Source organism: Streptomyces sp. NPDC016851 (genome assembly GCF_055562795.1).
In genome coordinates this window covers 1-23,927 of sequence record NZ_JBVHEP010000016.1, presented here as the reverse complement: position 1 = coordinate 23,927, position 23,927 = coordinate 1, and the positions used below count along the sequence as shown (strand labels likewise).

Genomic DNA, 23,927 nt, shown 5'->3' with positions numbered 1-23,927 from the left:
GGCACGACGCCGTAGTCGGTGCTGTCGCCGCCGGCGTACGCGTTGTCCCCGAGCACCCACCAGCCGTTCTCGCGCCGCTGGGCGACCCGCTTGACGACCAGCAGGTCCTGCTGGAACGGATGCCGCAGCACGACGACGTCACCGGGCTTGACCCGGGCCCCGTAGTGCACCAGGAGCCGGTCCCCGTGGTACAGCGTGGGCACCATGGACGGACCGGTCACCTCGGCCACCCCGAAGGGCGCGGCCGACCTCCCCCGCTCGGACTCCTGCGACAGCTCCGGCATCACCCGGCACCTCCCCGGTTCTTCGTCCACAGTCTCAGTCTCACCCTGGACTTTTGTCCTAAGCCCATGGGGGCACTCGCGAAAACCGCTCCCCCACGGAGTAATGTCCCCTGTGAGAAGACGATCACGAGGAAGGAATGCTCCATGCTTTCCCGCCTGTTTGCCCCCAAGGTCAAGGTCAGCGCACACTGCGACCTTCCCTGCGGTGTGTACGACCCTGCCCAGGCCCGCATCGAGGCGGAGTCGGTGAAGGCCATCCAGGAGAAGATGGCCGGCAACGACGACCCGCACTTCCAGGCGCGTGCCACCACCATCAAGGAGCAGCGCGCGGAGCTCGCGAAGCACCACGTGTCCGTGCTGTGGAGCGACTACTTCAAGCCGCCGCACTTCGAGAAGTACCCCGAGCTGCACCAGCTGGTCAACGACACCCTCAAGGCCCTCTCCGCCGCCAAGGGTTCGACCGATCCGGCGACCGGCCAGAAGGCGCTGGACTACATCGCCCAGATCGACAAGATCTTCTGGGAGACCAAGAAGGCCTGAAGCCACGGGCAGACGAAGGGACCCGGCCGGGAGAACCGGCCGGGTCCCTTCGTCGTGGGCCCTCGTGGCCCTCGTGGGCGGCGTCGGTGTCGGTATCGGTATCGGTCAGTGGAACTGCGGGACGATCAGGAAGATCCCGTACGCCACCACGGCCGCGCAGGCGAGGAAGCACAGCGCCGCCTGGGTGAGGCCCAGGGCGAAGGTGCGGCCCTGCCGGTCGCGGGCGCCCTCCAGTCGGGCGAGGCCGAGGACGCCGAGGGCGAAGACGACGACCACGGCGACGGTGGCGCCGATGCTCACGGCGGTGACCTGGCCGAGTGCGGTCCAGTCCAGATGCATGTCGACTCCCCTTCGTTCAGGCGGCCGTGCCGACCTTGGCGGGCGGCTCGGTGCGGACGGTGACCTCGTGTGCGTCGTTGACGTTGTGCGCGTGCACCGGGTTGCGGCGCGAGACGGCCACGATGCCTGCGGCGAGGGCCGCGCCGACCAGGGCGACGACCGCCGTACCGAAGTCCCCGCCGCTCTGCACCACGCTGGCGGCCAGGCCGCCGACCAGTGCGGCGGCGGGCAGCGTGATCAGCCACGCGAGCGCCATGCGGCCCGCGACGCCCCAGCGGACCTCCGCGAGCCTGCGGCCGAGTCCCGCCCCGAGGATGCTGCCCGAGGCGACCTGGGTGGTGGACAGGGCGAAACCGAGGTGCGCGGACGTCAGGATGACTGTGGTGGAGGCGGTCTCGGCGGCGAAGCCCTGCGGCGACTGGATCTCGGTGAGGCCCTTGCCCATGGTGCGGATAATGCGCCAGCCGCCGAGATACGTGCCGAGGCCGATGGCGAGGCCCGCGGAGGCGATCACCCACAGGGGCGGTCCGGCGTCGTGGCCGAGCGCGCCGGCCGAGATCAGGGTGAGGGTGATGACGCCCATGGTCTTCTGCGCGTCGTTCGTGCCGTGGGCGAGGGAGACCAGCGAGGCCGAGGCGATCTGGCCGATCCGGAAGCCCTTGGTGACGGAGTCCTTGCGGGCGCGGTCGGTGAGCCGGTAGGCGAGGTAGGTGGCCAGCAGTGCGGCGACGCCGGCCACGACCGGCGAGGCCACCGCCGGCACCAGCACCTTCTCGACGACCTTGTCGAAGTCGACACCGTGGCTGCCCGCCCCGACCCACACGGCTCCGATCAGCCCGCCGAACAGGGCGTGCGAGGAACTCGACGGGAGTCCCACCAGCCAGGTCAGCAGGTTCCACAGGATCGCCCCGACCAGTCCCGCGAAGATCATCCCCGGGGTGACGAGAGTGTCGTCCACGATGCCGCCCGAGATGGTCTTGGCGACCTCGGTGGACAGGAAGGCACCGATCACGTTGAGGACACCGCTGATCAGGACCGCCGTGCGGGGAGCGAGCGCGCCGGTGGCGATGGATGTGGCCATCGCGTTCGCCGTGTCGTGAAATCCGTTGGTGAAGTCGAAGGCCAGTGCCGTCACGATGACGACCGCCACGAGGAACGTGATGTGGTCCATTCCTGAATGCAAACAAGTGCAGGCCAATAGGCGGGGAACGGCGAGGCAAAGGCTGGTCAAGGTTCACGCGGGTGGCGGTGACGCATGGCACTCTAAGATCGCGCCCATGAGGATCAGCTGGACGTACGCCTTCATCGACCGCCCGCGGGAGACTTTCGGTGCCGCCTGCGCCTTCTGGACGGCGGTCACGGACACCCGGCTGTCCGAACTGCGCGGAGAGCACGACGAGTTCGTCACGCTGCTTGCCGACGGCGCCGACGCCTGTGTGAAGGTACAGGCGGTCGGGCCGCCTTCCGGCGGTGCGCACATCGACTTCTGTGTGGACGACGTATCGGAGTTCGCCGCCGCGGCGGTGCGGTTCGGCGCGAGCGTGGTGACCGATCTCGGTTCACTCGTCGTGCTGCGTTCGCCCGGTGGGCAGTTGTTCTGCGCGGATCCCTGGCGCGGGCAGTCCTCACGCCCGGACGTGGTGCGGGGCAGTCGGCTCGACCAGGTGTGCGTGGACGTCGCGCCCTCGGCCTTCGACACCGAAGTCGCCTTCTGGAGCGCGCTGCTCGCCGACTGGGAGTCGCTGCCGGGCTCCCTCCCCGAGTTCCACGTGGTCAAGCCGCCGCCCGGTCTGCCGGTCCGTCTGCTCCTGCAACGCCTCGACGAGGAACGCCCGGCCTCCGCCCACCTCGACCTCGCCTGCGCTGACGTCGCGGCGACCCGGGCGCGCCACGAGGAACTCGGAGCCTCCTTCGTGGCCGGCTTCCCCGGCTGGACCGTGATGCGCGACCCGGCGGGCGGCACGTACTGCCTGACGACCCGGGATCCGGTCTCGGGCCGGGCCCGTGTCTAGCGCGCTTCGGCGTAGGCGCACGCGACGAGCAGTCCGGCCCTGTCCGGCGTCGGGCAGGGCGGCAGGTCCGGCGTCTCGCCGGGCTTCGCGTTCTCCCAGACGTAGGGGCCCTGAGGCTCCATCGAGTCCTGCAGCCACAGCGTCAGTCCGCCTGCGACGGCCACGGCGAGCACCCACACGATCACAGCCCAGCGCCACACCCGGCGGCGCCGCTCCCCCGTCATGCCCATGCCTTCACGTTAGTCCCTCAGGCGCGCGGCCCGCGCCATGAGGTAACGCTGTTCGGGCAGGCTGAGGGTCTGCGCGGCCGCCGACTCGTAGGCGGCGCGGGCACCTTGGGGATCGCCCGCGCGTTCCAGGAGGTGACCGCGTACGGCGTCCACGCGATGGCCCTGCAACTCGCCTGCCAGGGCGTCCAGTTCGTCCAGGCCGACGTGCGGGCCGTGGACCATGGCGACGGCCACCGCGCGGTTGAGGCGTTCGACGGGGCCGGGGACCAGGCGGACGAGGACGTCGTACAGGCCCAGGATCTCGGCCCAGCCCGTCGCCTCGGGCGAGGGTGCCTCGTCGTGGACGGCGGCGATCGCGGCGCGCAGCTGGTACGGCCCGGGCCGGCCCCGGGACAGCGCCCCGGTGACCAGCGCGACGCCCTCCTCGATCGCGGCCTTGTCCCAGCGGCCCCGGTCCTGCTCGTCGAGGGGGATCAACTCCCCGTGCGGTCCGCTGCGCGCGTCGCGGCGGGCGTCGGTGAGCAGCATCAGCGCGAGCAGGCCGGCCACCTCGCCGTCGTCGGGGAGCAGCCGGTGGACCGTGCGCGTCAGGCGTACGGCCTCGCCCGCGAGGTCACGGCGCTGGAGAGCGGCTCCGGAGGTGGCCGTATAGCCCTCGTTGAAGATCAGGTAGAGCGTCTGGAGGACGGACGGCACCCGCTGTTCCCAGCGGTCCGGGCGACCGAAGCGCACGCCCCGCACCTTCTGCTTGGCCCGGCTGATGCGCTGCGCCATCGTCGCCTCCGGCACCAGATACGCGCGGGCGATCTCCGCCGTGGTCAGACCGCCGACGGCGCGCAGCGTGAGCGCGATCTGGGCGGGTGGCGTCAGGTCCGGATGGCAGCACAGGAAGAGCAGCAAGAGCGTGTCGTCCTCGCGGGGAGCCCGCTCCCCGGGCGGCGCGGCGGTGAAGGCGTCGCGGGGCGTGAGCGCCGCCGCCCGCTCCTCGCGCTGCCGCCGGGCCTCCTCGCTGCGCAGGGCGTCGGTCAGCCGCCGCGAGGCGACTTTGATCAGCCAGCCGCGCGGATTGCCGGGTACGCCCGCCGAGGGCCACTGCCCGGCCGCCGCGAGCAGCGCCTCCTGTACGGCGTCCTCGGCGGCGTCGAAATGGCCGTACCGCCTGACGAGCGCGCCGAGGACCTGCGGCGCGTCACGGCGCAGCAGGTCCTCGATCTCGGGTGTGCTCCTCACCGGTCCCACAGGTCCCATCGACGCGCCCTTCGGCGTGTCCGGGCCCTCAGATGTCCCCGGAGCCGTCCATGATCGGACGGATCACGACCGGGTAGTCGGGGGCGCCGGCCGGCTGGGGGCACCCGGCGACGCGCTCGGCGATCTCGGTGACCCGCTCCAGGCTCTCGCACTCCAGGACCCAGTAGCCGGCCAGCAGCTCCTTGGTCTCGCTGTACGGGCCGTCGGTGATCACCGCCTTGCCGTCGTCACCGAGGGTGACGTGCCGGGTCTGGGCCGGCTCGGCCAGGCCCTGCCCGTCGACGAATTCGCCCGTCTCGGAGAGGTCGTCGTTGATGGCTCCCATGTAGGCGAACATGGCCTGGAGCTCCTCCTCGCTCCACGCCGGGGAGTGCGCCGACGCCTTGCCGCGCATGGCGTCGTAGTCCGCCTGCGTGCCCTGCACCATGACCAGGTACTTCATCAGTCCGCTCCTTCGGCTCTCACCGCCCTGGTGGGCGGCTCTCACAGGGGACGTCGGAGCCGGGCCGGGATTCTCGACACGACCTCAGGGATTTTCCGCGACGGTTTCTCCGGGGGCGTCGTCGCGCGGGGTCGTCACAGGTGAGGCGGTGTCCTCGGCGGACCGGGGCGGGTCGGCGGTCCGGGTCTCCTCGCCGGTCCGGCCGCCCTCGGCCTCTTCCGCTTCATGGGCCCCGCACTCGGGGTTGCGGCAGGGGCCCGCCACCCACACGGGGACCCACGCGCCCAGCGTCTTGTGGCGCCGGACCACTGTTTCCACCGGCTGTCCGCAGGTCGGACAGGTGTGTCCTGCTCTGCCCATGTCCTCAGGGTAGGCCGGTCGGCGGCTCAGCGCTTCCTGCTGTACGTGCGCACCAGCATCCCGTTGCCGAACGTGCGCACCGACTCGAGCGTGAAGTCCGAGATCGCGATTCCCGAGCCGAACATCGGCATGCCCGTGCCGTACACGAGCGGGTAGGTCTTGATGACGAGTTCGTCGATCTCGTCGAACAGTTCGCCCGCGACCTTGGACCCGCCGCACAGGTAGATGCCCAACCCACCGTCCTCGGCCTTCAGTTCGCGGACCTTTCCGACGAGGTCGTCCGCGATGATCTCGACGTTCGGGTCGGGCGACTCCTTCAGCGTCCTGGAGGCGACGTACTGGCGCAGGTGGGCATACGGGCTGGTGATGCCCTCTTTCAGGCCGACGTCGTAGCTGCCGCGGCCCTGGATGATCGTGTCGAACCGCTTGTTCGGCAGGTCGTCGAAGCCGAGGGCCCGGCGGCCCGGGGTGGCCGCGGTCTCCGGATACTCCGCCTTCAGAAAGGCGAGGAACTCCTCGTCGAGGAAGCGGAGCATCGACGTCGCGTCGCCGTCCGGGTCTCCGATGAAGCCGTCGATCGAACAGGCGATGAAGTACGTGAGCTTTCGCAAGCCGGTCTCTTTTCGTAGGCTGTCACTGCAACGACTTCAGTTGTAGTACTTCTGACGTAGTGGTTGCAAGGGGTTATCCGCGAACAGCGGAAAGCAGGAGAAGGGATTCCGCATGGTCAGCAATCCCGGGCGCCGTGCCGCGCTCGTCGACGCCGGTGTCGAGGTGCTCGCGCGTGAGGGAGCGCGCGGGCTGACGTTCCGCGCGGTGGACGCGGAGGCCGGTGTGCCCGTGGGCACGGCCTCCAACTACTTCACCGACCGCGCCGACCTGCTGCGTCAGATCGACACCCGGCTGCACGTACGGCTCGCGCCCGACCCCGACGTGGTCGCCGGGCTGATGACCCGCCCCAAGGACCGTTCACTGGTCACGGCCTTCATGTACGACCTGATGGCCCGCGCGACCCGCGACCGCACGGGCTATCTGGCCCTCATGGAACTACGCCTGGAGGCCACCCGGCGTCCCGAACTGCTCGCCTCCTACACCAAGTCGGTCCGAGGCGACCTGGAGGAGGCCATGGAGTTCCACCGCACGGCCGGCCTGCCCGGCGGCGACGAGTCCGTCGCCGTGCTGTACCTGGCCATGCTCGGCCTGCTCCTGGAGCACCTGACCCTGCCGGGCGTCCTGGAGGGCGTACTGCCCGGGGTGAGCGTGCCGGAAGGGCTGGTGGAGAAGATCGTGGCGACGGTGCTGCCGGAGGGATAGGAGGGCCGGGCACCGGCCGGGTGGGTCAGGACGCGCTCTCGGCGGTGCGGGGCTCGCGCCACATCGGCCACATGGTGGGGCCGCCCTCCGGGAGGTCGAGCACCGGGCCGGCGAGTTCGAAGCCGAGGCGCTCGTACAGCTTGCGGCTGCGGGCGCTGCTCGCTTCCAGGTAGGCGGGCAGTCCCTCACGGTCGCACCGGTCGAGGACCGACCCGATGAGCGCCGTGCCGAGACCCTCGCCCTGGCGGCCGGGGGCCACGCCGATCATCCACAGGTACTCGTGGGCCCGCCCGGAGGGATGGATGGCGGCGGTCAGCCGGCCGATCGCCTCGATGCGTTCGTTGTCCGGGTCGACGGCCTCACGCACCTGGGCCGGACCGTCGTCCTCGGCGTCGCCGTCGTGGTCGTCGGCCGGCATGGACAGCCACAGGGCACAGGCCGAACCGTCCTCGGTGAGGTCGATGCGCCCGGACTCGAGCACGATGTCGGTGAAGGCGGCCATGAGCCCGGGATGGTGGGCACGACGGTCCTCCGCCCCGGGGAAAACCCAGCCGCTCACGGGATCGTCCTGGAACGCCTCGTCCAGCAGCCGGACAACCAGCTCCCGGTCCCCCTCGCCCGCCGTCCGGATCGCCACACCCATGTCCCCGCCCCTTCACTCGTCCCGACCGGCGTTGATCGTAGGGCGGTTGGGAGCCGCCCCGGCGCACGGGGCCGGAGCTTGGCGGGATTTCATCGGACAGGCGCCCAAAGCACCCGTCGTCGCGGACATGGGAAGCGGGCCCCGCACACCGTGGGGAAGTGCGGGACCCGCCTGACCGGAGGCCCGGGGCCGTACGGAGTCAGGAGCCGCACGGCCCCGGCGCCTCCGGAGTCCTGCCCTTCGGTCACCCGAAGGCCGGTCAGGTGGCCGCCGACGGCCGGTTGTCACACCGCCGGCCACCGCGACGACCGATCGCCGCTCCGTCAGCCGGTGCCGACGGCTGATTGCCGCACCACCACCGCCGTCAGCTGGTGCGCCGTGTCACGAACTCGGCGAGGGCCAGCAGACCGCCCGCCGCCTCCGGGTCCGGCACCGCGCGGGCCAGTTGCTGCATCGCCAGGGCCATCCGGTCGGCCGCCTGGTTCTGGGCCCAGTCACGGCCGCCCGCCCGCTCCACGGTCAGGGCGATGTGGTCGAGGTCCTCCTTCTCGCTGGGTCGTGCGTACAGTTCGGCCAGTTCCTCGGCCGCCGGTGTGCCGGAGGCGAAGGCCGCCACGACCGGCAGGGACTTCTTGCGGGCGGCCAGGTCCGCGCCGACGGGCTTGCCGGTGCGGCGCGGGTCGCCCCATATGCCGATGACGTCGTCGATGAGCTGGAAGGCGAGCCCGGCCTCCCGGCCGAACGCGTCCAGCGCCGCCACGTCCGCGTCCCCGGTGCCCGCGTACAGCCCGCCGAGCGCACAGGCGCTTCCCAGCAGTGCGCCCGTCTTGGCCTCCGCCATGGCGAGGACCTCGTCGAGCGTGACCTCGTCGGGAGCGCGACGCTCCATGGCCGTGTCCGCGTGCTGGCCCGCGCACAGTTCGATCACGCAGTGGGCGAGCCGGGCGGTGGCGGCCGGGGCCGCCGGATGCGGGTCCTCAGCGAGCAGCCGCATGGCCAGCGCCTGGAGGGCGTCCCCGGCGAGGATCGCGTCGGGGTCGCCGAAGACGGACCACGCGGTGGGCCGGTGGCGCCGGGTGGTGTCCCGGTCCATCACGTCGTCGTGCAGCAACGTGAAGTTGTGGACCAGTTCCACCGCCGCGGCCGCCCGGACCGCCGCCGCCCGTGCCTCGGGCCCGCCGAGGGCGGCCGCCGCGGCGAGGACGAGCGCGGGCCGGATCGCCTTGCCGGAGCCGCCCTCGGCCGGCGAGCCGTCCGCCTGCTCCCAGCCGAAGTGGTAGAGCGCGATCCGGCGCATCGGCCCGGGCAGTGAGCCGAGAGCGTCCCGCAGTACCGGGTCGACCTCCGCCCGGGCCCGCTCCAGGAGCATGAGCGCCTCGTGGCCCTCGTCCGGCTCCGGCCGGCCTTCCCGCTGCGTCCCGATGAGCCCCCGCCCTTCCGGCGCCCCGGCCGCACGCCCGGGCTCGGTACCGCGCTGCCCACCGGGGGCGGGCAGCGTCGTCTGCGTCCTGAACTCCGTAAGGGACTCACCCATGGGACCGCCTCGGAGACTGAGCGGACGGTTGCCCTTCCGCTGCCGCTGGGCGCGTACCCCGAGGATGTACCCGCGCTGCGGGGCGCGGACACGGCCGGCGTACCGGAAGCGTCACTGCCAGCGGCCGATCTCGACGTTCTCCAGGACGCCGAGCGCGTCCGGTACCAGGACCGCGGCCGAGTAGTAGGCCGTGACCAGGTACTTGATGATGGCCTGTTCGTTGATGCCCATGAAGCGCACCGACAGGCTCGGCTCGATCTCGTCCGGGATGCCGGAGGCCCGCAGGCCGACGACGCCCTGGTCGCTCTCGCCGGTACGCATGGCGATGATCGATGTCGTCCGCTCCTGGGTCACCGGGATCTTGTTGCACGGGAAGATCGGCACCCCGCGCCAGGTGGGGATGCGGTTCCCGGCCATGTCGATGGTCTCGGGGACGAGCCCTCGCTTGTTGAGCTCACGGCCGAACGCGGCGATCGCGCGCGGGTGGGCGAGGAGCAGTTTGGTGCCGCGGCGCCTGCTGAGCAGCTCGTCCAGGTCGTCCGGGCTGGGCACGCCGTCGTGCGGCTGGATCCGCTGGTCGTACTCGCAGTTGTGCAGGAGACCGAAGTCTCGGTTGTTGATGAGCTCGTGCTCCTGACGCTCCTTGAGCGCCTCGACCGTCAGCCGGATCTGCTGCTCGGTCTGGTTCATGGGCTGGTTGTAGAGGTCGGCCACGCGCGTGTGGATGCGCAGGACGGTCTGGGCGACGCTCAGCTCGTACTCACGGGGCCTGGCCTCGTAGTCGACGAAGGTGTGCGGGATGTCCGGCTCGCCGGAGTGGCCGGCGGCGAGGTCGATCTCCTTCTCGCCGTACTTGTTGGAGCGCTGCGAGGGGATCGAGCGGCGCTGCTGGAGGTGTTCGCCCAGCGTGTCCGAGCGCTCGGCGATCTGCGCGAACTCCGCACGGGGCAGGACGAGGACGGTGCACGGGGTGAGCGCGCGGGCCGTGTACTCCCAGATCGCGTCCTCGTTCAGCAGCGCGTCGTCGCCGAAGTAGGCGCCGTCGGCGAGGATCCCGAGGGACTCGTCGTCCCCGTACGGGCCGGTGCCGACCTTCTCCACCCGGCCGTGCGCCAGCAGGTACACCTCGTCGGACGGGCTGCCGAACGAGGCGATCACCTCGCCCGCGGGGATCTCCCGCTGCTCGCAGCGCCGGGCGATCTCGAAGAGCACCTCCTCGTCCTCGTAGGACCGCAGCGCCGGCAGTTCGCCCAGCTCCGCGGGGATGATCTCGACGCGGTCGCCGGTCTTCACGAACGTCAGCCGGCCGTCGCCCACGGCGAACGTCAGCCGCCGGTTCACCCGGTACGTACCGCCCTGGATGTCGACCCAGGGCAGCATGCGCAGCAGCCAGCGGGAGCTGATCTCCTGCATCTGCGGCACGGACTTGGTCGTGGTGGCCAGGTTCCGCGCGGCCGCCGTGCCGAGACTCTGCTGCGGCTTGGTCTGCTCCGTGCGGACCTCTTCGCCTACCGACATAGAGAACTGCCCTCCCGGTTGTGACCGACGCCCATATGCCTCGGGCATCGATGTGCACGCCCAAGCCTTCCTCACGCGGCGTCTTGGTGCTATTACACGAAAGAGCGGGAATGGATCTTCGTACGACTGGGCAGGGGCCCGTTTTTCCACCCTCTCTCGGGCGGCACACCCCGGCCCCGGACGGCTGGCGACAACCCGTGGGAACGTGTCGGTAATGCCGCTGGGGAGCGTGCGGAACCGGATCTAGCGTGGTGATCCGTCCCTCCCGCCCACTCTCGGAAACGGCCTCTCCATGCTGTACATCGCGCCGATCGGCGTCGGCATCCTCTACGCCCTGTTGATGTCCTTCGTCCGCGAACCGCACCGGCGGCGTCTGAACGCGGTCATGGTCGGCGGTGCCGGCGCGGCGTACCTCAGCGGCGGCGGCATGGGCGGCTGGGAGTTCCCCTTCACCGCGCTGCTCGCCTACGTCGCCTTCCGCGGCCTGGAGTCGTGGACGTGGATCGGCATCGGCTGGCTGCTGCACACGGCGTGGGACATCGTCCACCACATCAAGGGCAACCCGATCATCCCCTTCGCGCACACGTCCTCCCTGGGCTGCGCGATCTGCGACCCGGTGATCGCCCTCTGGTGCCTGCGGGGCGGCCCGTCACTCATCGACCTCCTACGCCGCCGCCGGTCCGGGCGGCCGCAGCGCGGCCCGGGCTCGCAGGAAGGCATCAGCTCCGAGTCCCCCTCCCCCACCCCCGGGTGACAATGGCCCGGTGACCAGCCCCGACATCCCCGGATCCGCCGTGCTGCGTCCCCGGCTGCCCTCGCCGGTGCAGGAAGTCGTGGACGGCCGGTTCGAGCGCCACGGCGTGCGGCTGGTGCTGAAGCGGGACGACCTGATCCACCCGGAGCTGATCGGCAACAAGTGGCGCAAGCTGGCGCCGAATCTCGCGGCTGCGGCAGGCCGTACCCTCGTCACCTTCGGCGGTGCCTACTCCAACCACCTGCGTGCCACGGCCGCGACCGGCCGGCTGCTGGGCATCCGCACAGTCGGTGTCGTACGCGGCGAGGAACTGGCCGGCCGGCCCCTCAACCCCTCGCTGACCCGCTGCACGGCCGACGGCATGCGACTGCACTTCGTCGACAGGGCGACGTACCGCCGCAAGTCCGAGCCGGGTCCCTTGGCCGCGATCCTGCGCGCGGCGGACGCGGAGGGTGCGTACGTCGTCCCCGAGGGCGGCAGCAATGCGCAGGCCGTACGCGGTTGCCGGGCGCTCGGCGCCGAACTGCACGACCGGGCCGATGTCGTCGCCGTGGCCTGCGGCACCGGCGGCACCCTTGCGGGGCTGGCCGCCGGACTCGCCCCCGGGCAACGAGCGCTGGGTGTCCCGGTCCTCAAGGGCGGTTTCCTGACCGCCGAGGTCAGGGCCTTGCAGCAGCAGGCCTTCGGAGGCCCGCGCGGCACCTGGAGCCTCGACGACCGCTTCCACTTCGGCGGCTACGCGCGCGTGCCCGACGAGCTCGACGCCTTCGCGGCGGACTTCGAGCAGCGTCATGGACTGCCCGTCGAGCGCCTGTATGTCGCGAAGCTGCTGTACGGGCTCGTCTCCCTGGCCGGTGAAGGCGCCTTCCCGCGCGGGACGACGGTGGCGGCGGTGATCACCGGCCGCCCTTTCCCGTGACGCCCGCTACGCCGTCCTACGCCGTCCTACGCCGCCGTCCTACGCCGTCTCCCGGAAGGCCGCCGCCTCCTCCAGGTCCAGCCTGCGCAGCAGCGTCCGCAGCATCTCGTCGTCGATGTACCGGCCGTCCCGGAGCTTGACGAACACTTCGCGCTCGGCGCTGATCATCTCCCGCGACAGCCGCCGGTAGGTGTCGTCGACGGACTCCCCGGTGACCGGGTTGGCCTGGCCGAGCCGTTCCCAGACGGCGTTGCGGCGGCGCTCCAGGACGATGCGGAGCCGGTCGGCGAGCGGGGCGGGCAGGGCGTTGCGTTCGTCGGTGAGGAGTTCGTCCAGGCGCCGCTCGGCGGCCCGGGAGGCCTGCGCCTGGGCGTTGGCCTCGGCCAGTGTCTCGGCCTGTGCGTCCCGGCCGGGGAACTTCAGCAGACGGATCAGCGGGGGCAGGGTGAGCCCCTGCACGACCAGCGTCCCGATGACCGTCGTGAAGGTCAGGAAGAGGATGAGGTTGCGGTGCGGGAAGGGCTCCTCGCCGTCGTGCAGGGTGAGCGGGATCGAGAAGGCGATGGCCAGCGAGACCACGCCCCGCATACCGGCCCACGCGACGACGAACGGCCCCTTCCAGGTCGGGCTCGCCTCCCGCTCCCGGATCCGGGCCGACAGCAGCCGCGGCAGGAAGGTCGCCGGGTACACCCACACGAACCGGGCCGCGACGACCACCAGGAAGACGGCGACCGCGTACCAGGCGGCCAGGACCCCCTCGTACTCCCCGAGTCCCCTCAACACCACCGGCAGCTGGAGTCCGATCAGCGCGAACACCGCCGACTCCAGGACGAAGGCGACCATCTTCCACACCGCCTCCTCCTGGAGCCGAGTGGCGAAGTCGACCTCCCACGCGCGGTGTCCCAGGTAGAGCGCCACGACGACGACCGCCAGGACGCCGGAGGCGTGCACCTGCTCGGCGGCGGCGTACGCGACGAACGGGGTGAGCAGGGAGAGCGTGTTCTGGAACAGCGCCTCCTTCACGTGCGTGCGAATCCAGTGGATCGGCGCCATCAGCACGAGCCCGGCCACGACTCCGCCGACCGCCGCGAGCAGGAACTCGCCGATGCCACCGGCCCAGGTCGCGCCCTCGCCGACGGCGGCGGCCAGGGCCACCCGGTAGGCGGTGATAGCGGTGGCGTCGTTGAGCAGGGACTCGCCCTGGAGGATCGTGGTGATCCGCGACGGGAGCCCGACCCGGCGGGCCACGGCCGTCGCCGCGACCGCGTCCGGCGGCGCCACCACCGCGCCGAAGACCAGGGCCGCGGTCAGCGGCAGGTCCGGCACGAGCAGGTACAGGGCCCAGCCGACGGCGAAGGTCGCGAACAGCACGTACCCGACGGACAGCAGCGCGACCGGCCGCAGCTGCGCCCGCAGGTCGAGGTACGAGCTGTCGGTGGCGGCCGTGTGCAGCAGCGGGGGCAGGAGGAGCGGCAGGACGACGTGCGGGTCGAGGGTGTAGTCCGGCACGCCGGGGACGGAACTGACCGCGAGCCCGACCGCCACCAGCAGAAGCGGCGCGGGAACCGGTGTGCGCCTTGCCACCGCGGCGATCCCGGCGCTGCCCGCCACCAGCAACAGCAGTGGCATCACGTCCATCGTTCTCGCCCGCCCTCTTTTTTCCACGCGGTCTTCGGCGCGACCGTCGTAACCTGGCAATCATGAAACAGTGCACGCATGCCGACGCGCTGCCGCATCCCGAACCCGTCCCGCTCAGCGAGACGTGTCCGGGGTGCCTGGCGGACGGCATGGATCCGGTGCAACTGCGGCTGTGTCTGAGCTGCGGTCACGTCGGCTGCTGCGACTCCTCGCCGGGGCGGCACGCGGCGGAGCACCACAAGGAGTCCGGACATCCGGTGATGCGGACCCATGAGCCCGGGGAGACCTGGCGCTGGTGCTTCGTCGATCATGTCCTGGTGTGACTCGACAGGACCCCGGCGCCGGACGGTTCGACCGTCTGACGTCTGGGTACGTCAACCCGGCGCGCGCTCTTCCCATTTGGGCCCGCCGACCCCCTAGACACGGAGCGTATCCACAGGTTTACTGTGAGTGACGGCAAGGGGTTGGGGTCCCGGGGACAGGACCGTTGAGAGCGCGATAGCGTCACCGCTGAACCACGTATCGCGTTACCCCGGGGGGCGACCCTCGGCCCTGAAACACTTGTACCACCATGGAGGTGAGGGTGTCCCAGATCGCAGGCGAGCCCGCGACTCAGGACTTCGTGGAAGTCCGGCTGCCGGCCGCGGGTGCCTACCTGTCGGTGCTGCGTACGGCCACGGCCGGTCTCGCGGCCCGTTTGGACTTCACCCTCGACGAGATCGAGGACCTGCGCATCGCTGTGGACGAGGCGTGCGCGATCCTGCTTCAGCAGGCCGTGCCCGGCTCGGTCCTCAGCTGCGTCTTCCGCCTCGTCGACGACTCGCTCGAGGTCACCGTCTCGGCGCCGACCACGGATGGTCATGCCCCCTCGCGGGACACCTTCGCCTGGACGGTCCTGTCCGCTCTCGCGGGCAAGGTCTCCTCCGCCGTGGACAAGGACAAAACCGTTTCGATCAGCCTCTACAAACAGCGCGGCGCGGGACCCGGGCCGGCGTGAGGAACGAGGACGGGCCGGTGCGGGACGAAGAGCGCGGCACACGAGAGCTGCCGGCCGAGGGCACGGCCACGGACCCGTGCGGTCCGACCGGGACCCGGCGCATGGCGGACGGCATCGACGGCATCCCCGAGCAGGCCCGCCCGCATCCCGAGGACGACTCCGCGGGGGCCGTCCTCCCGGGAGGCGAGCGGCGGGAGGGGGAGAGTGCCGTGCGGAGCGCGCCTCCGGGCGGAGGGATCGCGGCATCTCCTGCCCAGGGGGGTTCCCCCACTCGCGCGAAGCCGGGAGTGGAGGAGGAGGCGAGGGCTCGGGGAAGGGCGACGGGCGGGACGATGAGCGAGCACGAGCGACACTCCGAGGACGCAGCGCCGCGCGCGCACCACACGCAGGGTGCGCAGCACGGCTCCCCGGACCGCAGCGGGGCGCGCGAGATGTTCCTCAAACTGCGCACTCTGAGCCCCGGCAGCCCCGAGTACGCGGAGCTGCGCAACCAGCTGGTCCGCATGCACCTGCCGCTCGTGGAGCATCTCGCGCGGCGCTTCCGCAACCGCGGCGAGCCACTGGACGACCTGACCCAGGTCGCCACGATCGGGCTGATCAAGTCGGTCGACCGCTTCGACCCGGACCGCGGCGTGGAGTTCTCCACGTACGCGACCCCCACGGTCGTCGGCGAGATCAAGCGGCACTTCCGGGACAAGGGCTGGGCGGTGCGCGTCCCGCGCCGCCTTCAGGAGCTGCGCCTGTCGCTGACCACGGCCACGGCCGAGCTCTCGCAACTGCACGGCCGCTCCCCCACGGTCCACGAGCTCGCCGAGAAGCTCGCGATCTCCGAGGAGGAGGTCCTGGAGGGCCTGGAGTCCGCCAACGCGTACTCCACACTGTCCCTGGACGTCCCCGACACCGACGACGAATCACCGGCGGTCGCGGACACCCTCGGCGCGGAGGACGAGGCGCTGGAGGGCGTGGAGTACCGGGAGTCCCTCAAGCCGCTGCTGGAGGACCTCCCGCCGCGCGAGAAGCGGATCCTGCTGCTGCGGTTCTTCGGCAACATGACCCAGTCGCAGATCGCGCAGGAGGTCGGCATCTCGCAGATGCACGTCTCGCGGCTGCTGGCGCGCACCCTGGCGCAGCTCCGGGAGAAGCTCCTCGTCGAGGAGTGACGCCTTCCCGTACGGCTACTTCTCCACGTTCCCGGGCCCGCGGATCCCGAGGGCCCGGGTCGTCTCGGGGTTCACGAGCAGGACGAGCGCCGCGACGGCCACGACCGCGAGGGCGATCCCGGCCGGAATGGCCATGCTGTCGGCCTGGAGCAGGTTGTAGGCCACCGGCAGCGCCATGATCTGAGTGATGACGGCCGGGCCGCGGCTCCAGCTGCGGCGGCCGAGCAGCCCGCGCGCGGCGAGCAGCGGCAGCAGCGCGAGCACGACGAGCGTGATACCCCCGGTCACGGCCTGCTGACGGTCGTCCGGCTCACCGGTGAGGCCGAGGACGAGGATCCAGACGCCGCCGACGACCAGCGCGAACCCTTCCAGTGCGGCCAGCAGCGCGGCGTACGTCAGCCGCCGCGGTCGGGGGCCGGTGGTGTCCTGGGTGGTGGAGGTCTGCTCACTGCTCACCCCTGAAGAGTAGCCCCGGCCGTACGCGCCCCTCATGGCCAGGTTCGCCCCCGCTCTCTTACCTGATCCCTACCTCGGTATGGGCCAGGTACCACCCAGTAGGTACGCTGCCAGTCATGCGTGCACTTCTCGTGGTCAATCCGGCGGCAACCACCACAAGTGCGCGCACACGCGACGTACTGATCCATGCGCTCGCCAGCGAGATGAAGCTGGAAGCGGTCACTACCGAGTACCGCGGCCATGCGCGCGACCTGGGCCGGCATGCGGCGGAGAGCGACGACATAGACCTGGTGGTGGCCCTCGGCGGCGACGGCACGGTCAACGAGGTGGTCAACGGCCTGCTCCACGCCGGTCCCGACCCGGGGCACCTCCCCGGCCTCGCCGTGGTCCCCGGCGGCTCCACCAACGTCTTCGCCCGTGCCCTGGGCCTGCCCAACGACGCGGTGGAAGCGACCGGGGCCCTGCTGGACGCCCTGCGCGACGGCAGCGAACGCACCGTCGGCCTGGGCCTGACCTCCGGCACTCCGGGCACGGAGGACGCGGCGGTGCCTTCCCGCTGGTTCACCTTCAACGCGGGACTCGGCTTCGACGCCGGCGTGGTCGGCCGGGTGGAGCAGCACCGCGAGCGCGGCCGGAAATCCACACACGCTCTTTACGTCCGCCAGGTCGTGCGCCAGCTCCTCGGGGAACCGAACCGCCGGCACGGGACGATCACGCTGGAGCGGGCCGGCGAGGATCCGGTCACCGATCTGGTGCTGTCCATAGTCTCGAACACCTCCCCGTGGACGTTTCTGGGGAATCGCCCCATCTACGCGGCACCTAAGGCCTCGTTCGATACCGGACTGGATCTCTTCGGTCTCAGCCGGCTGTCCACGACGGCGGTTGCCCGGTATGGCACCCAGTTGCTCACTTCGTCCCCCGAGCGCGGACCCCATGGCAAGCACGCGACCTCTCTGCACGATTTGACCGAGTTCACCTTGCATTCGAAGGTGCCGCTCCCCCTCCAGATGGACGGTGACCACCTGGGGCTGCGAACAAGCGTGACGTTCACAGGCGTACGTCGTGCACTGCGTGTGATTGTGTGAGCAGAACTGGCTAAAGTCCTTTCACTCGAACGTTTAGGCCAGGATCCACCCCATGGAAGTACGGCTGTGACCTAGTCGACACCGAAGAATCAAAAAAAACTTTCCAGAAGGGGTTGTATCCGCCGCTGAGGTTTGCGAGTCTCTACGTGGCGATCGGGACGGCCCGCAACATCGGCCTCCACTGATCACCAGAACCCCTCTTCAACTCACAGGACCCACGCCAGGGAACCTGGCGGTCGGCCCTTCACTTGTTGAGGGATTCGTGAAAGCGTTCACATTCACAAGCACCCTGCACGTAATACCAAGGAGAGGTAGCAGCCATGGACTGGCGTCACAACGCCGTTTGCCGCGAGGAAGACCCCGAGCTCTTCTTCCCCATCGGCAACACCGGTCCTGCGCTGCTGCAGATCGAGGAAGCCAAGGCCGTCTGCCGTCGCTGCCCGGTGATCGAGCAGTGTCTGCAGTGGGCGCTCGAGTCCGGCCAGGACTCCGGCGTCTGGGGTGGTCTCAGCGAGGACGAGCGCCGCGCCATGAAGCGCCGCGCCGCCCGCAACCGGGCCCGTCAGGCCTCCGCCTGACAACCCACCCCTGCTGACAGCCTGAGCTTGGCGGCGCGTACAGCGAGTACGCATCTCCCGCCCCCGAGCCGCAGCGCGCAGTTCCCCCGATGCGCTTAGTTAAGCAGCAACGAGCTTTAGCCCCGGGCCATTTGATGGCCCGGGGCTCAATGCTGTGATGGGCCTCTTCCGAGGGACGCGGACCGGCTTGGGCAGCTGTTGCCTCTACTTCCGCGTCGGCACCGGGATGTCCAGGATCACACGGGTGCCGCGCTCCGGGGCCGGGACCATGTCGAAGGTTCCCCCCAACTCGCCCTCCACCAGGGTGCGTACGATCTGGAGACCGAGATTGCCCGCGGTCTTCGGATCAAAACCGTCCGGCAGGCCGATGCCGTCGTCCTGGACGGTGACCAGCAGGCGGGCTTCCTTGGGCGTACCGCCGCGGACCGCCGACACCTCGACCGTGCCAGTGTCGCCCTCGCGGAAGCCGTGCTCCAGCGCGTTCTGCAGAACCTCGGTCAGCACCATCGACAGCGGCGTGGCGACCTCGGCGTCGAGGATGCCGAAGCGGCCGGTGCGCCGGCCGGCGACCTTGCCCGGGGAGATCTCCGCGACCATGGCCAGGACGCGGTCGGCGATCTCGTCGAACTCCACGCGCTCGTCCAGGTTCTGGGAGAGCGTCTCGTGCACGATCGCAATCGATCCGACGCGTCGCACCGCCTCCTCCAGGGCCTCGCGGCCGCGGTCGGATTCGATGCGCCGGGCCTGGAGGCGGAGCAGGGCGGCGACCGTCTGGAGGTTGTTCTTGACGCGGTGGTGGATCTCCCGGATCGTCGCGTCCTTGGTGATCAACTCGCGTTCGCGGCGGCGGAGTTCGGTGACGTCGCGGAGCAGGACCAGCGAGCCGATGCGGGTGCCCTTGGGTTTGAGGGGGATCGCGCGGAACTGGATGACCCCGTCGGTGGCCTCGATCTCGAACTCGCGCGGCGCCCAGCCGCTGGCGACCTTGGCGAGCGCCTCGTCCACCGGGCCCCTGGTCGGGGCGAGTTCGGCCGTGGTCATGCCCAGGTGCTGGCCGACGAGGTCGGAGGCGAGGCCGAGGCGGTGGTAGGCGGACAGCGCGTTCGGGGAGGCGTACTGGACGAGGCCGTCGGCGTCGAGCCGGATCAGGCCGTCGCCCACCCGGGGCGAGGCGTCCATGTCGAGCAGCTGGTTCGCGAACGGGAAGGAGCCGGCCGCGATCATCTGTGCGAGGTCGGAGGCGCTCTGGAGGTAGGTGAGCTCCAGGCGGCTCGGGGTGCGCACGGTGAGGAGGTTGGTGTTGCGCGCGATGACGCCGAGGACGCGCCCCTCGCGCCGCACGGGGATCGACTCGACCCGGACGGGAACCTCTTCGCGCCACTCGGGGTCCCCCTCACGCACGATGCGGCCCTCGTCGAGGGCGGCGTCCAGCATCGGGCGGCGGCCACGCGGGACCAGGTGGCCCACCATGTCGTCCTGGTAGGACGTCGGACCGGTGTTGGGCCGCATCTGCGCGACGGACACGTACCGTGTGCCGTCACTGGTGGGGACCCACAGCACCAGGTCCGCGAAGGAGAGGTCGGAGAGCAGCTGCCACTCCGAGACCAGCAGGTGGAGCCACTCGAGATCGGTGTCGTCGAGGGCGGTGTGCTGGCGTACGAGTTCGTTCATGGAGGGCACGTGAGCGAGCGTACCCGGGGGTTTGTACGGCTCTGAAATGTGCGGGCCCGGAGCACACGGGCTCCTGGAACACCCGCGGGCCGCGGCGCCTGGGAGGGACCCTCAACCCTCCCGGCACCGCAGCCCGGAGCAATATCGGCCGTGGGGTGTGCGGTCCCGGTCGGCCGAAGGACGAGGAGCCGGGGCAGTCAGGGCAGAGAGCCTCGGTTCCTCTGTCCGCCTTCCTGTGCGGGGAAGGCGGAGGCTGGTGCGCGCTGCACACGCGCTCTCATCACGCATTGTGGACTAGACCACTCGTGGGTGTCCATGCGTTGGAGGCTGTTCGTTGTTGTTAATTCTCAGACGGCTCGGACGCGCCGGCGTCCTCCCGCAGCCTAACCCGTGTGGGTTCCTGTGCGGGGCCAGACGGACATGGCAATTTCCGCGACCGCCTCCAGTTCCTCCCGGCTCGCCCCGTCCCGCGCCTGTTGTGACATGCCCTGGATCATCGCGCCGGTGTGCCGGGCCAGGGCGGCGGCGTCGGTGCCCGGAGGCAGCACGCCGGCGGCGGCATCGGCACGGGCGCGGCTCTCGATCGCGGCGATATTGGCGTTGCGGCGGTCCCGCAACGACCGTTCGACCTCGGGGGTCGAGCAGTTGGCGGCGGCGTGGACGACGAGACAGCCGTGCGGATGGCCTGGTTCCGTGTACGCGGTGGCGGCCTCGCGCAGCATGCGCTCGACGGCGTCCCGGGCGGTGGGTTCCTCGGCGAGGGCCCGGTCCGTGAACGAGCCGTACCTCGTGCCGTAGACCTGGACGACCTCCTCGAAGAGGGACTGCTTGTCGCCGAAGGCCGCGTAGAGGCTGGGGGCGCCTATGTCCATGACCCGGGTGAGGTCGGAGACGGACGTGGCCTCGTAGCCGTGCTCCCAGAAGGCCAGGAGGGCTTTTTCCAGGGCGGTCTCGCGGTCGAAGGAGCGGGGGCGGCCGCGGGGCCTTCCTCTGGCCTTGCCCGTTGCCGTTGCGCCCGTCGCGGTTCCCGCGCCCTGACCCGTCCCGGTTCCGTTGTCCTGACCCGTCGCGGTTCCGTGTCTCTCGGCCCTCGCGGTCCCGTTCCCGTCGTCGTTCACCATGGAGTGCATTTTATAGCGGCCACTAGAAAATTGTCGGCGGGCTGCTGTACGGTCATTTCTGTAGCGACCGCTAGATAAATGAGAAGGGGGCGCCGCCATGGGCGTGCTCACAGGCAGGACGGCACTCGTCACGGGCGCGAGCAGGGGCATCGGGCGAGGGATCGCCGAGCGGCTGGGCCGCGACGGCGCGCGGGTCGGCGTGCACTACGGCAGGAACGAGACGGCGGCGAAGGAGACGGTCGCGGCGATCGAGGCGGCGGGCGGCTCGGCGTTCGCGGTGGGCGTGGAGCTGGGCCTGCCGGGGGACGCCGAGGCACTGTGGGCGGAGTTCGACCGGCACGCGGACGGGCTGGACATCCTCGTGAACAACGCGGGGATCGGTAACACGCCCCCGATCCAGGAGCTGGAGGAGCCGGAGTACGACAAGGTCTTCGCGGTGAACGTGAAGGCGCCGTTCTTCATACTCAAGCAGGGCATGAGCCGGCTGCGGGACGGCGGCCGGGTCGTCAACATCTCCTCGGGGCTTGCCCGCACCGCGGTAATGCCGGACAACATGGCGTACGCGATGACGAAGGGTGCGCTGGACGTCTTCTCGCGGGACCTGTCCAAGGTGCTGGGCCCTCGGGGCATCACGGTGAACTCGGTGGCGCCGGGGATCATCGACACGGACAACACGGCCCAGCTGCTGCACGGCAGTGCCGACGGCTGGGCGAAGGCCGCGGCCTATTCGGCGCTGGGCGGGGTGGGCGAGGCGGCCGACGTGGCCGACGTGGTGGCGTTCCTGGTCTCGGACCAGGGGCGGTGGATCACGGGAAGCTGGGTGGATGTGACGGGAGGGTCGCTCACGTAGTCAGCGAGTCTCCGTCACCTTCGCCAGCGCCCGGGGCGCGTCCGGGTCCTGGCCGCGGGCGATGGTGACCTCGTAGGCCAGGAGCTGGAGGGGAATGATCTCCAGGACGGGCTGGACCTCCTCGGCGACGTCCTCCGTGGGCAGGACGAAGCCGGCGGACGCCTGCTCGACCTGGTGCCCGGGGCCGATGACGACCAGATCGGCACCGCGGCCGCGCAGCCGGTCGAGGACCGGCTGGAGCGCTTCGCCGCCCTTGCCGTCGGTGACGACGGCGATGACCGGGGAGACGTTGTCGACCATGGCGAGCGGCCCGTGCAGCAGGTCGGCGCCGGAGTAGGAGAGCGCGGGGATGTAGCTGGTCTCCATCAGCTTGAGGGCGGCCTCCTTGGCCGTGGGATAGCCGTAGCCGCGTGAGGTGATCACCATGCGCTCGGCGAAGCGGTAGCGGGCGGCGAGGGCGCGCACCTCGTCCTGCCGGGCGAGCAGCTGTTCGGCGAGGTCCGGCAGCACCCGGGCGGGTGCGCCGTCGCCGCCGCGCAGGCCCTCGACGAACAGGTAGAGCGCGAGGAGGGAGGCGGTGTACGTCTTGGTCGCTGGGAGGGCCTTCTCCGGTCCGGCCATGATGTCGATGTGGTACTCGGAGACGCCGGCGAGCGGTGAGTCCGGGTTGTTGGTGACGGCGAGCGTGATCGCGCCGGCCTCGCGGGCGGCCCGCGTCGAGGCGACCAGGTCCGGGGAGCCGCCGGACTGGCTGACGGTGACGACGAGGACGTCCGTGAGGTCGGGCCGGGCGCCGTAGGCCGTGGTGGTGGACATCGAGGTGAGTCCGCAGGGCAGGCCGAGCCGGATCTCCAGGAGGTACTTGGCGTAGAGGGCGGCGTTGTCGGAGGTGCCGCGAGCGGTCAGCAGGACGAAGCGGGGTGCGCGGGCGGCGATCCGCCGTGCCACGTCCCGGATGGCGGGGGCGCCGTCGGCCAGGATCCGGCGCAGGACGGCGGGTTGCTCCGCCATCTCCCGGGCCATGATCCGGCCCGGGCGCTCGCTGAGGGGGTCCGGTGTGGCGGCGGCGGTCATGGCGGGGTCCTTCCGGGGCGCGGGCAGATGCAGCTCCCATTCCACTCCCCCGCACCGCGCAGCGGCCACGCGGGACCGGTGTTGTTCACCTGCGGGAGACCTGGCCGGCACCGGGTGGCCGGCCCTGCGGGACCGGCGGACTTCACCCTGGGAGCGGCGTCACCGCTCTGTTAGATTGGTCTAAACCACACGGCCCCTCTCGGGCCCTTCCCAGTTGAGCATCCCTCTCAGATCGGCAGGCCCAGCGTGGAAGTTGTCATCGTTCCGGACGCCAAGGCGGGCGGCGAGCTCATCGCCGAGGCCATGGCTCAGCTGCTCCGGCGCAAGCCCGGCGCCCTGATCGGCGTGGCGACCGGCTCGACGCCGCTGCCCGTGTACGAGGCGCTGGCGGCCAAGGTGCGCTCCGGTGCCGTGGACGTCACGCGGGCGCGGATAGCCCAGCTCGACGAGTACGTGGGGCTGCCTGCCGACCATCCGGAGTCGTACCGCTCGGTGCTGCGGCGTGAGGTGCTGGAGCCGCTCGGCATCGGGATGGACCAGTTCACGGGGCCGGACGGCACGGCCGAGGACGTGCAGGGCGCGTGCGAGGAGTACGACAAGGCGCTCGCGGACGCCGGGGGTGTGGACCTTCAGCTGCTCGGGATCGGGACCGACGGGCACATAGGGTTCAACGAGCCGTGTTCGTCGCTGGCGTCGCGGACACGGATCAAGACGCTGACCGAGCAGACCCGGATCGACAACGCGCGCTTCTTCGACGGCGACATCGACCAGGTGCCGCACCACGTGATCACGCAGGGCATCGGCACCATCCTGGAGGCCCGGCACCTGGTGCTGCTCGCCACCGGCGAGGGCAAGGCGGACGCGGTCGCGGCGACGGTGGAGGGGCCGGTTGCCGCGGTGTGCCCCGCGTCCGCGCTCCAGCTCCACCCGCATGCGACCGTCGTGGTCGACGAGGCCGCCGCGTCGAAGCTGAAGCTGGCGGACTACTTCCGGCACACGTACGCCAACAAGCCGGAGTGGCAGGGGATCTAGGTGTATTGATCACGAGCGTTGTTGACACTGACCGGGCTTGATCATGGCGAAGACCTCCGGTGTGGTGGAGCTGTCTAGGACTGCACCGCACGGAGGTCTTCGTGTCCCACCGTAATGCCCGGCTGACC

The 23,927-nt window shown here is 70.7% G+C and carries 27 protein-coding genes and 1 pseudogene; 12 read left to right on the top strand and 16 right to left on the bottom strand.

What is annotated here, in order from left to right; genetic code table 11:
- Positions 1 to 32: 32 nt before the first annotated feature.
- Positions 33 to 206: pseudogene (gene sodX, locus ACZ3I3_RS24510) on the bottom strand (nickel-type superoxide dismutase maturation protease); the annotation flags it as partial.
- Positions 207 to 428: 222 nt separating this feature from the next.
- Here sodX and sodN point away from each other — a divergent pair.
- A complete protein-coding gene (sodN, locus tag ACZ3I3_RS24505; RefSeq protein WP_010040396.1) occupies positions 429 to 824 on the top strand; it encodes a superoxide dismutase, Ni in 396 nt (131 codons plus the stop codon).
- A gap of 105 nt (positions 825 to 929) precedes the next feature.
- Here the strand turns inward: sodN and ACZ3I3_RS24500 are convergent, their stop codons facing one another.
- Both ACZ3I3_RS24500 and ACZ3I3_RS24495 read right to left on the bottom strand, forming a co-directional pair.
- A complete protein-coding gene (locus ACZ3I3_RS24500; protein ID WP_467368397.1) occupies positions 930 to 1,163 on the bottom strand; it encodes a hypothetical protein in 234 nt (77 codons plus the stop codon).
- A 16-nt stretch (positions 1,164 to 1,179) separates the two neighbouring features.
- Positions 1,180 to 2,334, bottom strand: a complete 1,155-nt coding sequence (locus ACZ3I3_RS24495; RefSeq protein ID WP_467368395.1) for an inorganic phosphate transporter — start codon at positions 2,332 to 2,334, stop codon at positions 1,180 to 1,182.
- A 106-nt stretch (positions 2,335 to 2,440) separates the two neighbouring features.
- On the opposite strand from ACZ3I3_RS24495, the gene ACZ3I3_RS24490 reads away from it, so the two are divergent.
- Positions 2,441 to 3,175, top strand: a complete 735-nt coding sequence (locus ACZ3I3_RS24490; RefSeq protein WP_467368393.1) for a VOC family protein — start codon at positions 2,441 to 2,443, stop codon at positions 3,173 to 3,175.
- On the opposite strand, the gene ACZ3I3_RS24485 is transcribed toward ACZ3I3_RS24490, so the two are convergent.
- From ACZ3I3_RS24485 to ACZ3I3_RS24465, 5 genes are all read right to left on the bottom strand, one after another.
- Complete coding sequence (locus tag ACZ3I3_RS24485) at positions 3,172 to 3,405, bottom strand: hypothetical protein (RefSeq protein ID WP_467368392.1); 234 nt, start codon at positions 3,403 to 3,405, stop codon at positions 3,172 to 3,174. The genes ACZ3I3_RS24490 and ACZ3I3_RS24485 overlap by 4 nt on opposite strands.
- 9 nt (positions 3,406 to 3,414) lie before the next feature.
- Entirely contained in the window at positions 3,415 to 4,653 is a 1,239-nt protein-coding gene (locus tag ACZ3I3_RS24480; RefSeq protein ID WP_467368390.1) for an RNA polymerase sigma factor, read from the bottom strand.
- A 28-nt stretch (positions 4,654 to 4,681) separates the two neighbouring features.
- A complete protein-coding gene (locus ACZ3I3_RS24475) occupies positions 4,682 to 5,095 on the bottom strand; it encodes a YciI family protein (protein ID WP_467368388.1) in 414 nt (137 codons plus the stop codon).
- A gap of 84 nt (positions 5,096 to 5,179) precedes the next feature.
- On the bottom strand, positions 5,180 to 5,455 hold the full coding sequence (locus tag ACZ3I3_RS24470; RefSeq protein WP_467368387.1) for a hypothetical protein: 276 nt from the start codon (positions 5,453 to 5,455) through the stop codon (positions 5,180 to 5,182).
- 26 nt (positions 5,456 to 5,481) lie between these two features.
- Positions 5,482 to 6,066 (bottom strand): dihydrofolate reductase family protein, encoded by a 585-nt coding sequence (locus ACZ3I3_RS24465; protein WP_467368385.1) that lies wholly within the window; start codon positions 6,064 to 6,066, stop codon positions 5,482 to 5,484.
- A 112-nt stretch (positions 6,067 to 6,178) separates the two neighbouring features.
- Here ACZ3I3_RS24465 and ACZ3I3_RS24460 point away from each other — a divergent pair, with 112 nt between their 5' ends.
- Positions 6,179 to 6,769, top strand: coding sequence for a TetR/AcrR family transcriptional regulator (locus tag ACZ3I3_RS24460; protein WP_467368383.1), 591 nt, complete (start codon positions 6,179 to 6,181; stop codon positions 6,767 to 6,769).
- A gap of 25 nt (positions 6,770 to 6,794) precedes the next feature.
- On the opposite strand, the gene ACZ3I3_RS24455 is transcribed toward ACZ3I3_RS24460, so the two are convergent.
- The 3 genes from ACZ3I3_RS24455 to ACZ3I3_RS24445 all read right to left on the bottom strand — a co-directional run bounded on the left by ACZ3I3_RS24455 (position 6,795) and on the right by ACZ3I3_RS24445 (position 10,464).
- Complete coding sequence (locus tag ACZ3I3_RS24455) at positions 6,795 to 7,412, bottom strand: GNAT family N-acetyltransferase (protein ID WP_467368381.1); 618 nt, start codon at positions 7,410 to 7,412, stop codon at positions 6,795 to 6,797.
- A gap of 364 nt (positions 7,413 to 7,776) precedes the next feature.
- Positions 7,777 to 8,946 (bottom strand): family 2 encapsulin nanocompartment cargo protein polyprenyl transferase, encoded by a 1,170-nt coding sequence (locus tag ACZ3I3_RS24450; RefSeq protein WP_467368379.1) that lies wholly within the window; start codon positions 8,944 to 8,946, stop codon positions 7,777 to 7,779.
- A gap of 111 nt (positions 8,947 to 9,057) precedes the next feature.
- A complete protein-coding gene (locus ACZ3I3_RS24445; protein ID WP_467368377.1) occupies positions 9,058 to 10,464 on the bottom strand; it encodes a family 2B encapsulin nanocompartment shell protein in 1,407 nt (468 codons plus the stop codon).
- Positions 10,465 to 10,756: 292 nt separating this feature from the next.
- On the opposite strand from ACZ3I3_RS24445, the gene ACZ3I3_RS24440 reads away from it, so the two are divergent.
- Together ACZ3I3_RS24440 and ACZ3I3_RS24435 are read left to right on the top strand one after the other, a co-directional pair.
- The gene (locus ACZ3I3_RS24440) at positions 10,757 to 11,218 is read left to right on the top strand and encodes a DUF6010 family protein (protein ID WP_467368376.1); all 462 of its coding nucleotides are present in this window, start codon (positions 10,757 to 10,759) and stop codon (positions 11,216 to 11,218) included.
- A gap of 10 nt (positions 11,219 to 11,228) precedes the next feature.
- On the top strand, positions 11,229 to 12,137 hold the full coding sequence (locus ACZ3I3_RS24435; protein ID WP_467368374.1) for a 1-aminocyclopropane-1-carboxylate deaminase/D-cysteine desulfhydrase: 909 nt from the start codon (positions 11,229 to 11,231) through the stop codon (positions 12,135 to 12,137).
- Positions 12,138 to 12,176: 39 nt separating this feature from the next.
- Here ACZ3I3_RS24435 and ACZ3I3_RS24430 read toward each other — a convergent pair whose 3' ends face one another.
- Positions 12,177 to 13,775, bottom strand: a complete 1,599-nt coding sequence (locus ACZ3I3_RS24430) for a Na+/H+ antiporter (RefSeq protein WP_467368372.1) — start codon at positions 13,773 to 13,775, stop codon at positions 12,177 to 12,179.
- A gap of 62 nt (positions 13,776 to 13,837) precedes the next feature.
- Here ACZ3I3_RS24430 and ACZ3I3_RS24425 point away from each other — a divergent pair, with 62 nt between their 5' ends.
- The 3 genes from ACZ3I3_RS24425 to ACZ3I3_RS24415 all read left to right on the top strand — a co-directional run bounded on the left by ACZ3I3_RS24425 (position 13,838) and on the right by ACZ3I3_RS24415 (position 15,932).
- On the top strand, positions 13,838 to 14,098 hold the full coding sequence (locus tag ACZ3I3_RS24425) for a UBP-type zinc finger domain-containing protein (RefSeq protein ID WP_467368370.1): 261 nt from the start codon (positions 13,838 to 13,840) through the stop codon (positions 14,096 to 14,098).
- A 260-nt stretch (positions 14,099 to 14,358) separates the two neighbouring features.
- The gene (locus tag ACZ3I3_RS24420) at positions 14,359 to 14,772 is read left to right on the top strand and encodes an ATP-binding protein (RefSeq protein WP_003992877.1); all 414 of its coding nucleotides are present in this window, start codon (positions 14,359 to 14,361) and stop codon (positions 14,770 to 14,772) included.
- Between the two features lie 17 nt (positions 14,773 to 14,789).
- Entirely contained in the window at positions 14,790 to 15,932 is a 1,143-nt protein-coding gene (locus tag ACZ3I3_RS24415; protein ID WP_467368648.1) for an RNA polymerase sigma factor SigF, read from the top strand.
- 15 nt (positions 15,933 to 15,947) lie between these two features.
- On the opposite strand, the gene ACZ3I3_RS24410 is transcribed toward ACZ3I3_RS24415, so the two are convergent.
- Positions 15,948 to 16,388 carry a hypothetical protein gene (locus tag ACZ3I3_RS24410; RefSeq protein ID WP_467368368.1) on the bottom strand — a complete coding sequence of 147 codons (441 nt, stop codon included), beginning with the start codon at positions 16,386 to 16,388 and terminating at the stop codon, positions 15,948 to 15,950.
- A gap of 116 nt (positions 16,389 to 16,504) precedes the next feature.
- Between ACZ3I3_RS24410 and ACZ3I3_RS24405 the strand changes: the two genes are divergently transcribed.
- Together ACZ3I3_RS24405 and ACZ3I3_RS24400 are read left to right on the top strand one after the other, a co-directional pair.
- On the top strand, positions 16,505 to 17,473 hold the full coding sequence (locus ACZ3I3_RS24405; protein WP_467368367.1) for a diacylglycerol/lipid kinase family protein: 969 nt from the start codon (positions 16,505 to 16,507) through the stop codon (positions 17,471 to 17,473).
- Positions 17,474 to 17,793: 320 nt separating this feature from the next.
- The gene (locus ACZ3I3_RS24400) at positions 17,794 to 18,051 is read left to right on the top strand and encodes a WhiB family transcriptional regulator (protein WP_003992873.1); all 258 of its coding nucleotides are present in this window, start codon (positions 17,794 to 17,796) and stop codon (positions 18,049 to 18,051) included.
- Between the two features lie 204 nt (positions 18,052 to 18,255).
- Here the strand turns inward: ACZ3I3_RS24400 and ACZ3I3_RS24395 are convergent, their stop codons facing one another.
- Both ACZ3I3_RS24395 and ACZ3I3_RS24390 read right to left on the bottom strand, forming a co-directional pair.
- On the bottom strand, positions 18,256 to 19,722 hold the full coding sequence (locus ACZ3I3_RS24395) for a sensor histidine kinase (RefSeq protein WP_467368646.1): 1,467 nt from the start codon (positions 19,720 to 19,722) through the stop codon (positions 18,256 to 18,258).
- 383 nt (positions 19,723 to 20,105) lie between these two features.
- Entirely contained in the window at positions 20,106 to 20,843 is a 738-nt protein-coding gene (locus ACZ3I3_RS24390) for a TetR/AcrR family transcriptional regulator (protein WP_467368365.1), read from the bottom strand.
- Between the two features lie 97 nt (positions 20,844 to 20,940).
- Between ACZ3I3_RS24390 and ACZ3I3_RS24385 the strand changes: the two genes are divergently transcribed.
- Positions 20,941 to 21,693, top strand: coding sequence for an SDR family oxidoreductase (locus ACZ3I3_RS24385; protein WP_467368363.1), 753 nt, complete (start codon positions 20,941 to 20,943; stop codon positions 21,691 to 21,693).
- Here ACZ3I3_RS24385 and ACZ3I3_RS24380 read toward each other — a convergent pair whose 3' ends face one another.
- Positions 21,694 to 22,767: an SIS domain-containing protein gene (locus ACZ3I3_RS24380; protein ID WP_467368361.1), complete on the bottom strand. Its 1,074-nt coding sequence runs from the start codon at positions 22,765 to 22,767 to the stop codon at positions 21,694 to 21,696.
- A 246-nt stretch (positions 22,768 to 23,013) separates the two neighbouring features.
- Here ACZ3I3_RS24380 and nagB point away from each other — a divergent pair, with 246 nt between their 5' ends.
- Entirely contained in the window at positions 23,014 to 23,799 is a 786-nt protein-coding gene (gene nagB / locus ACZ3I3_RS24375; RefSeq protein ID WP_467368359.1) for a glucosamine-6-phosphate deaminase, read from the top strand.
- The last annotated feature ends 128 nt before the right edge of the window (positions 23,800 to 23,927 follow it).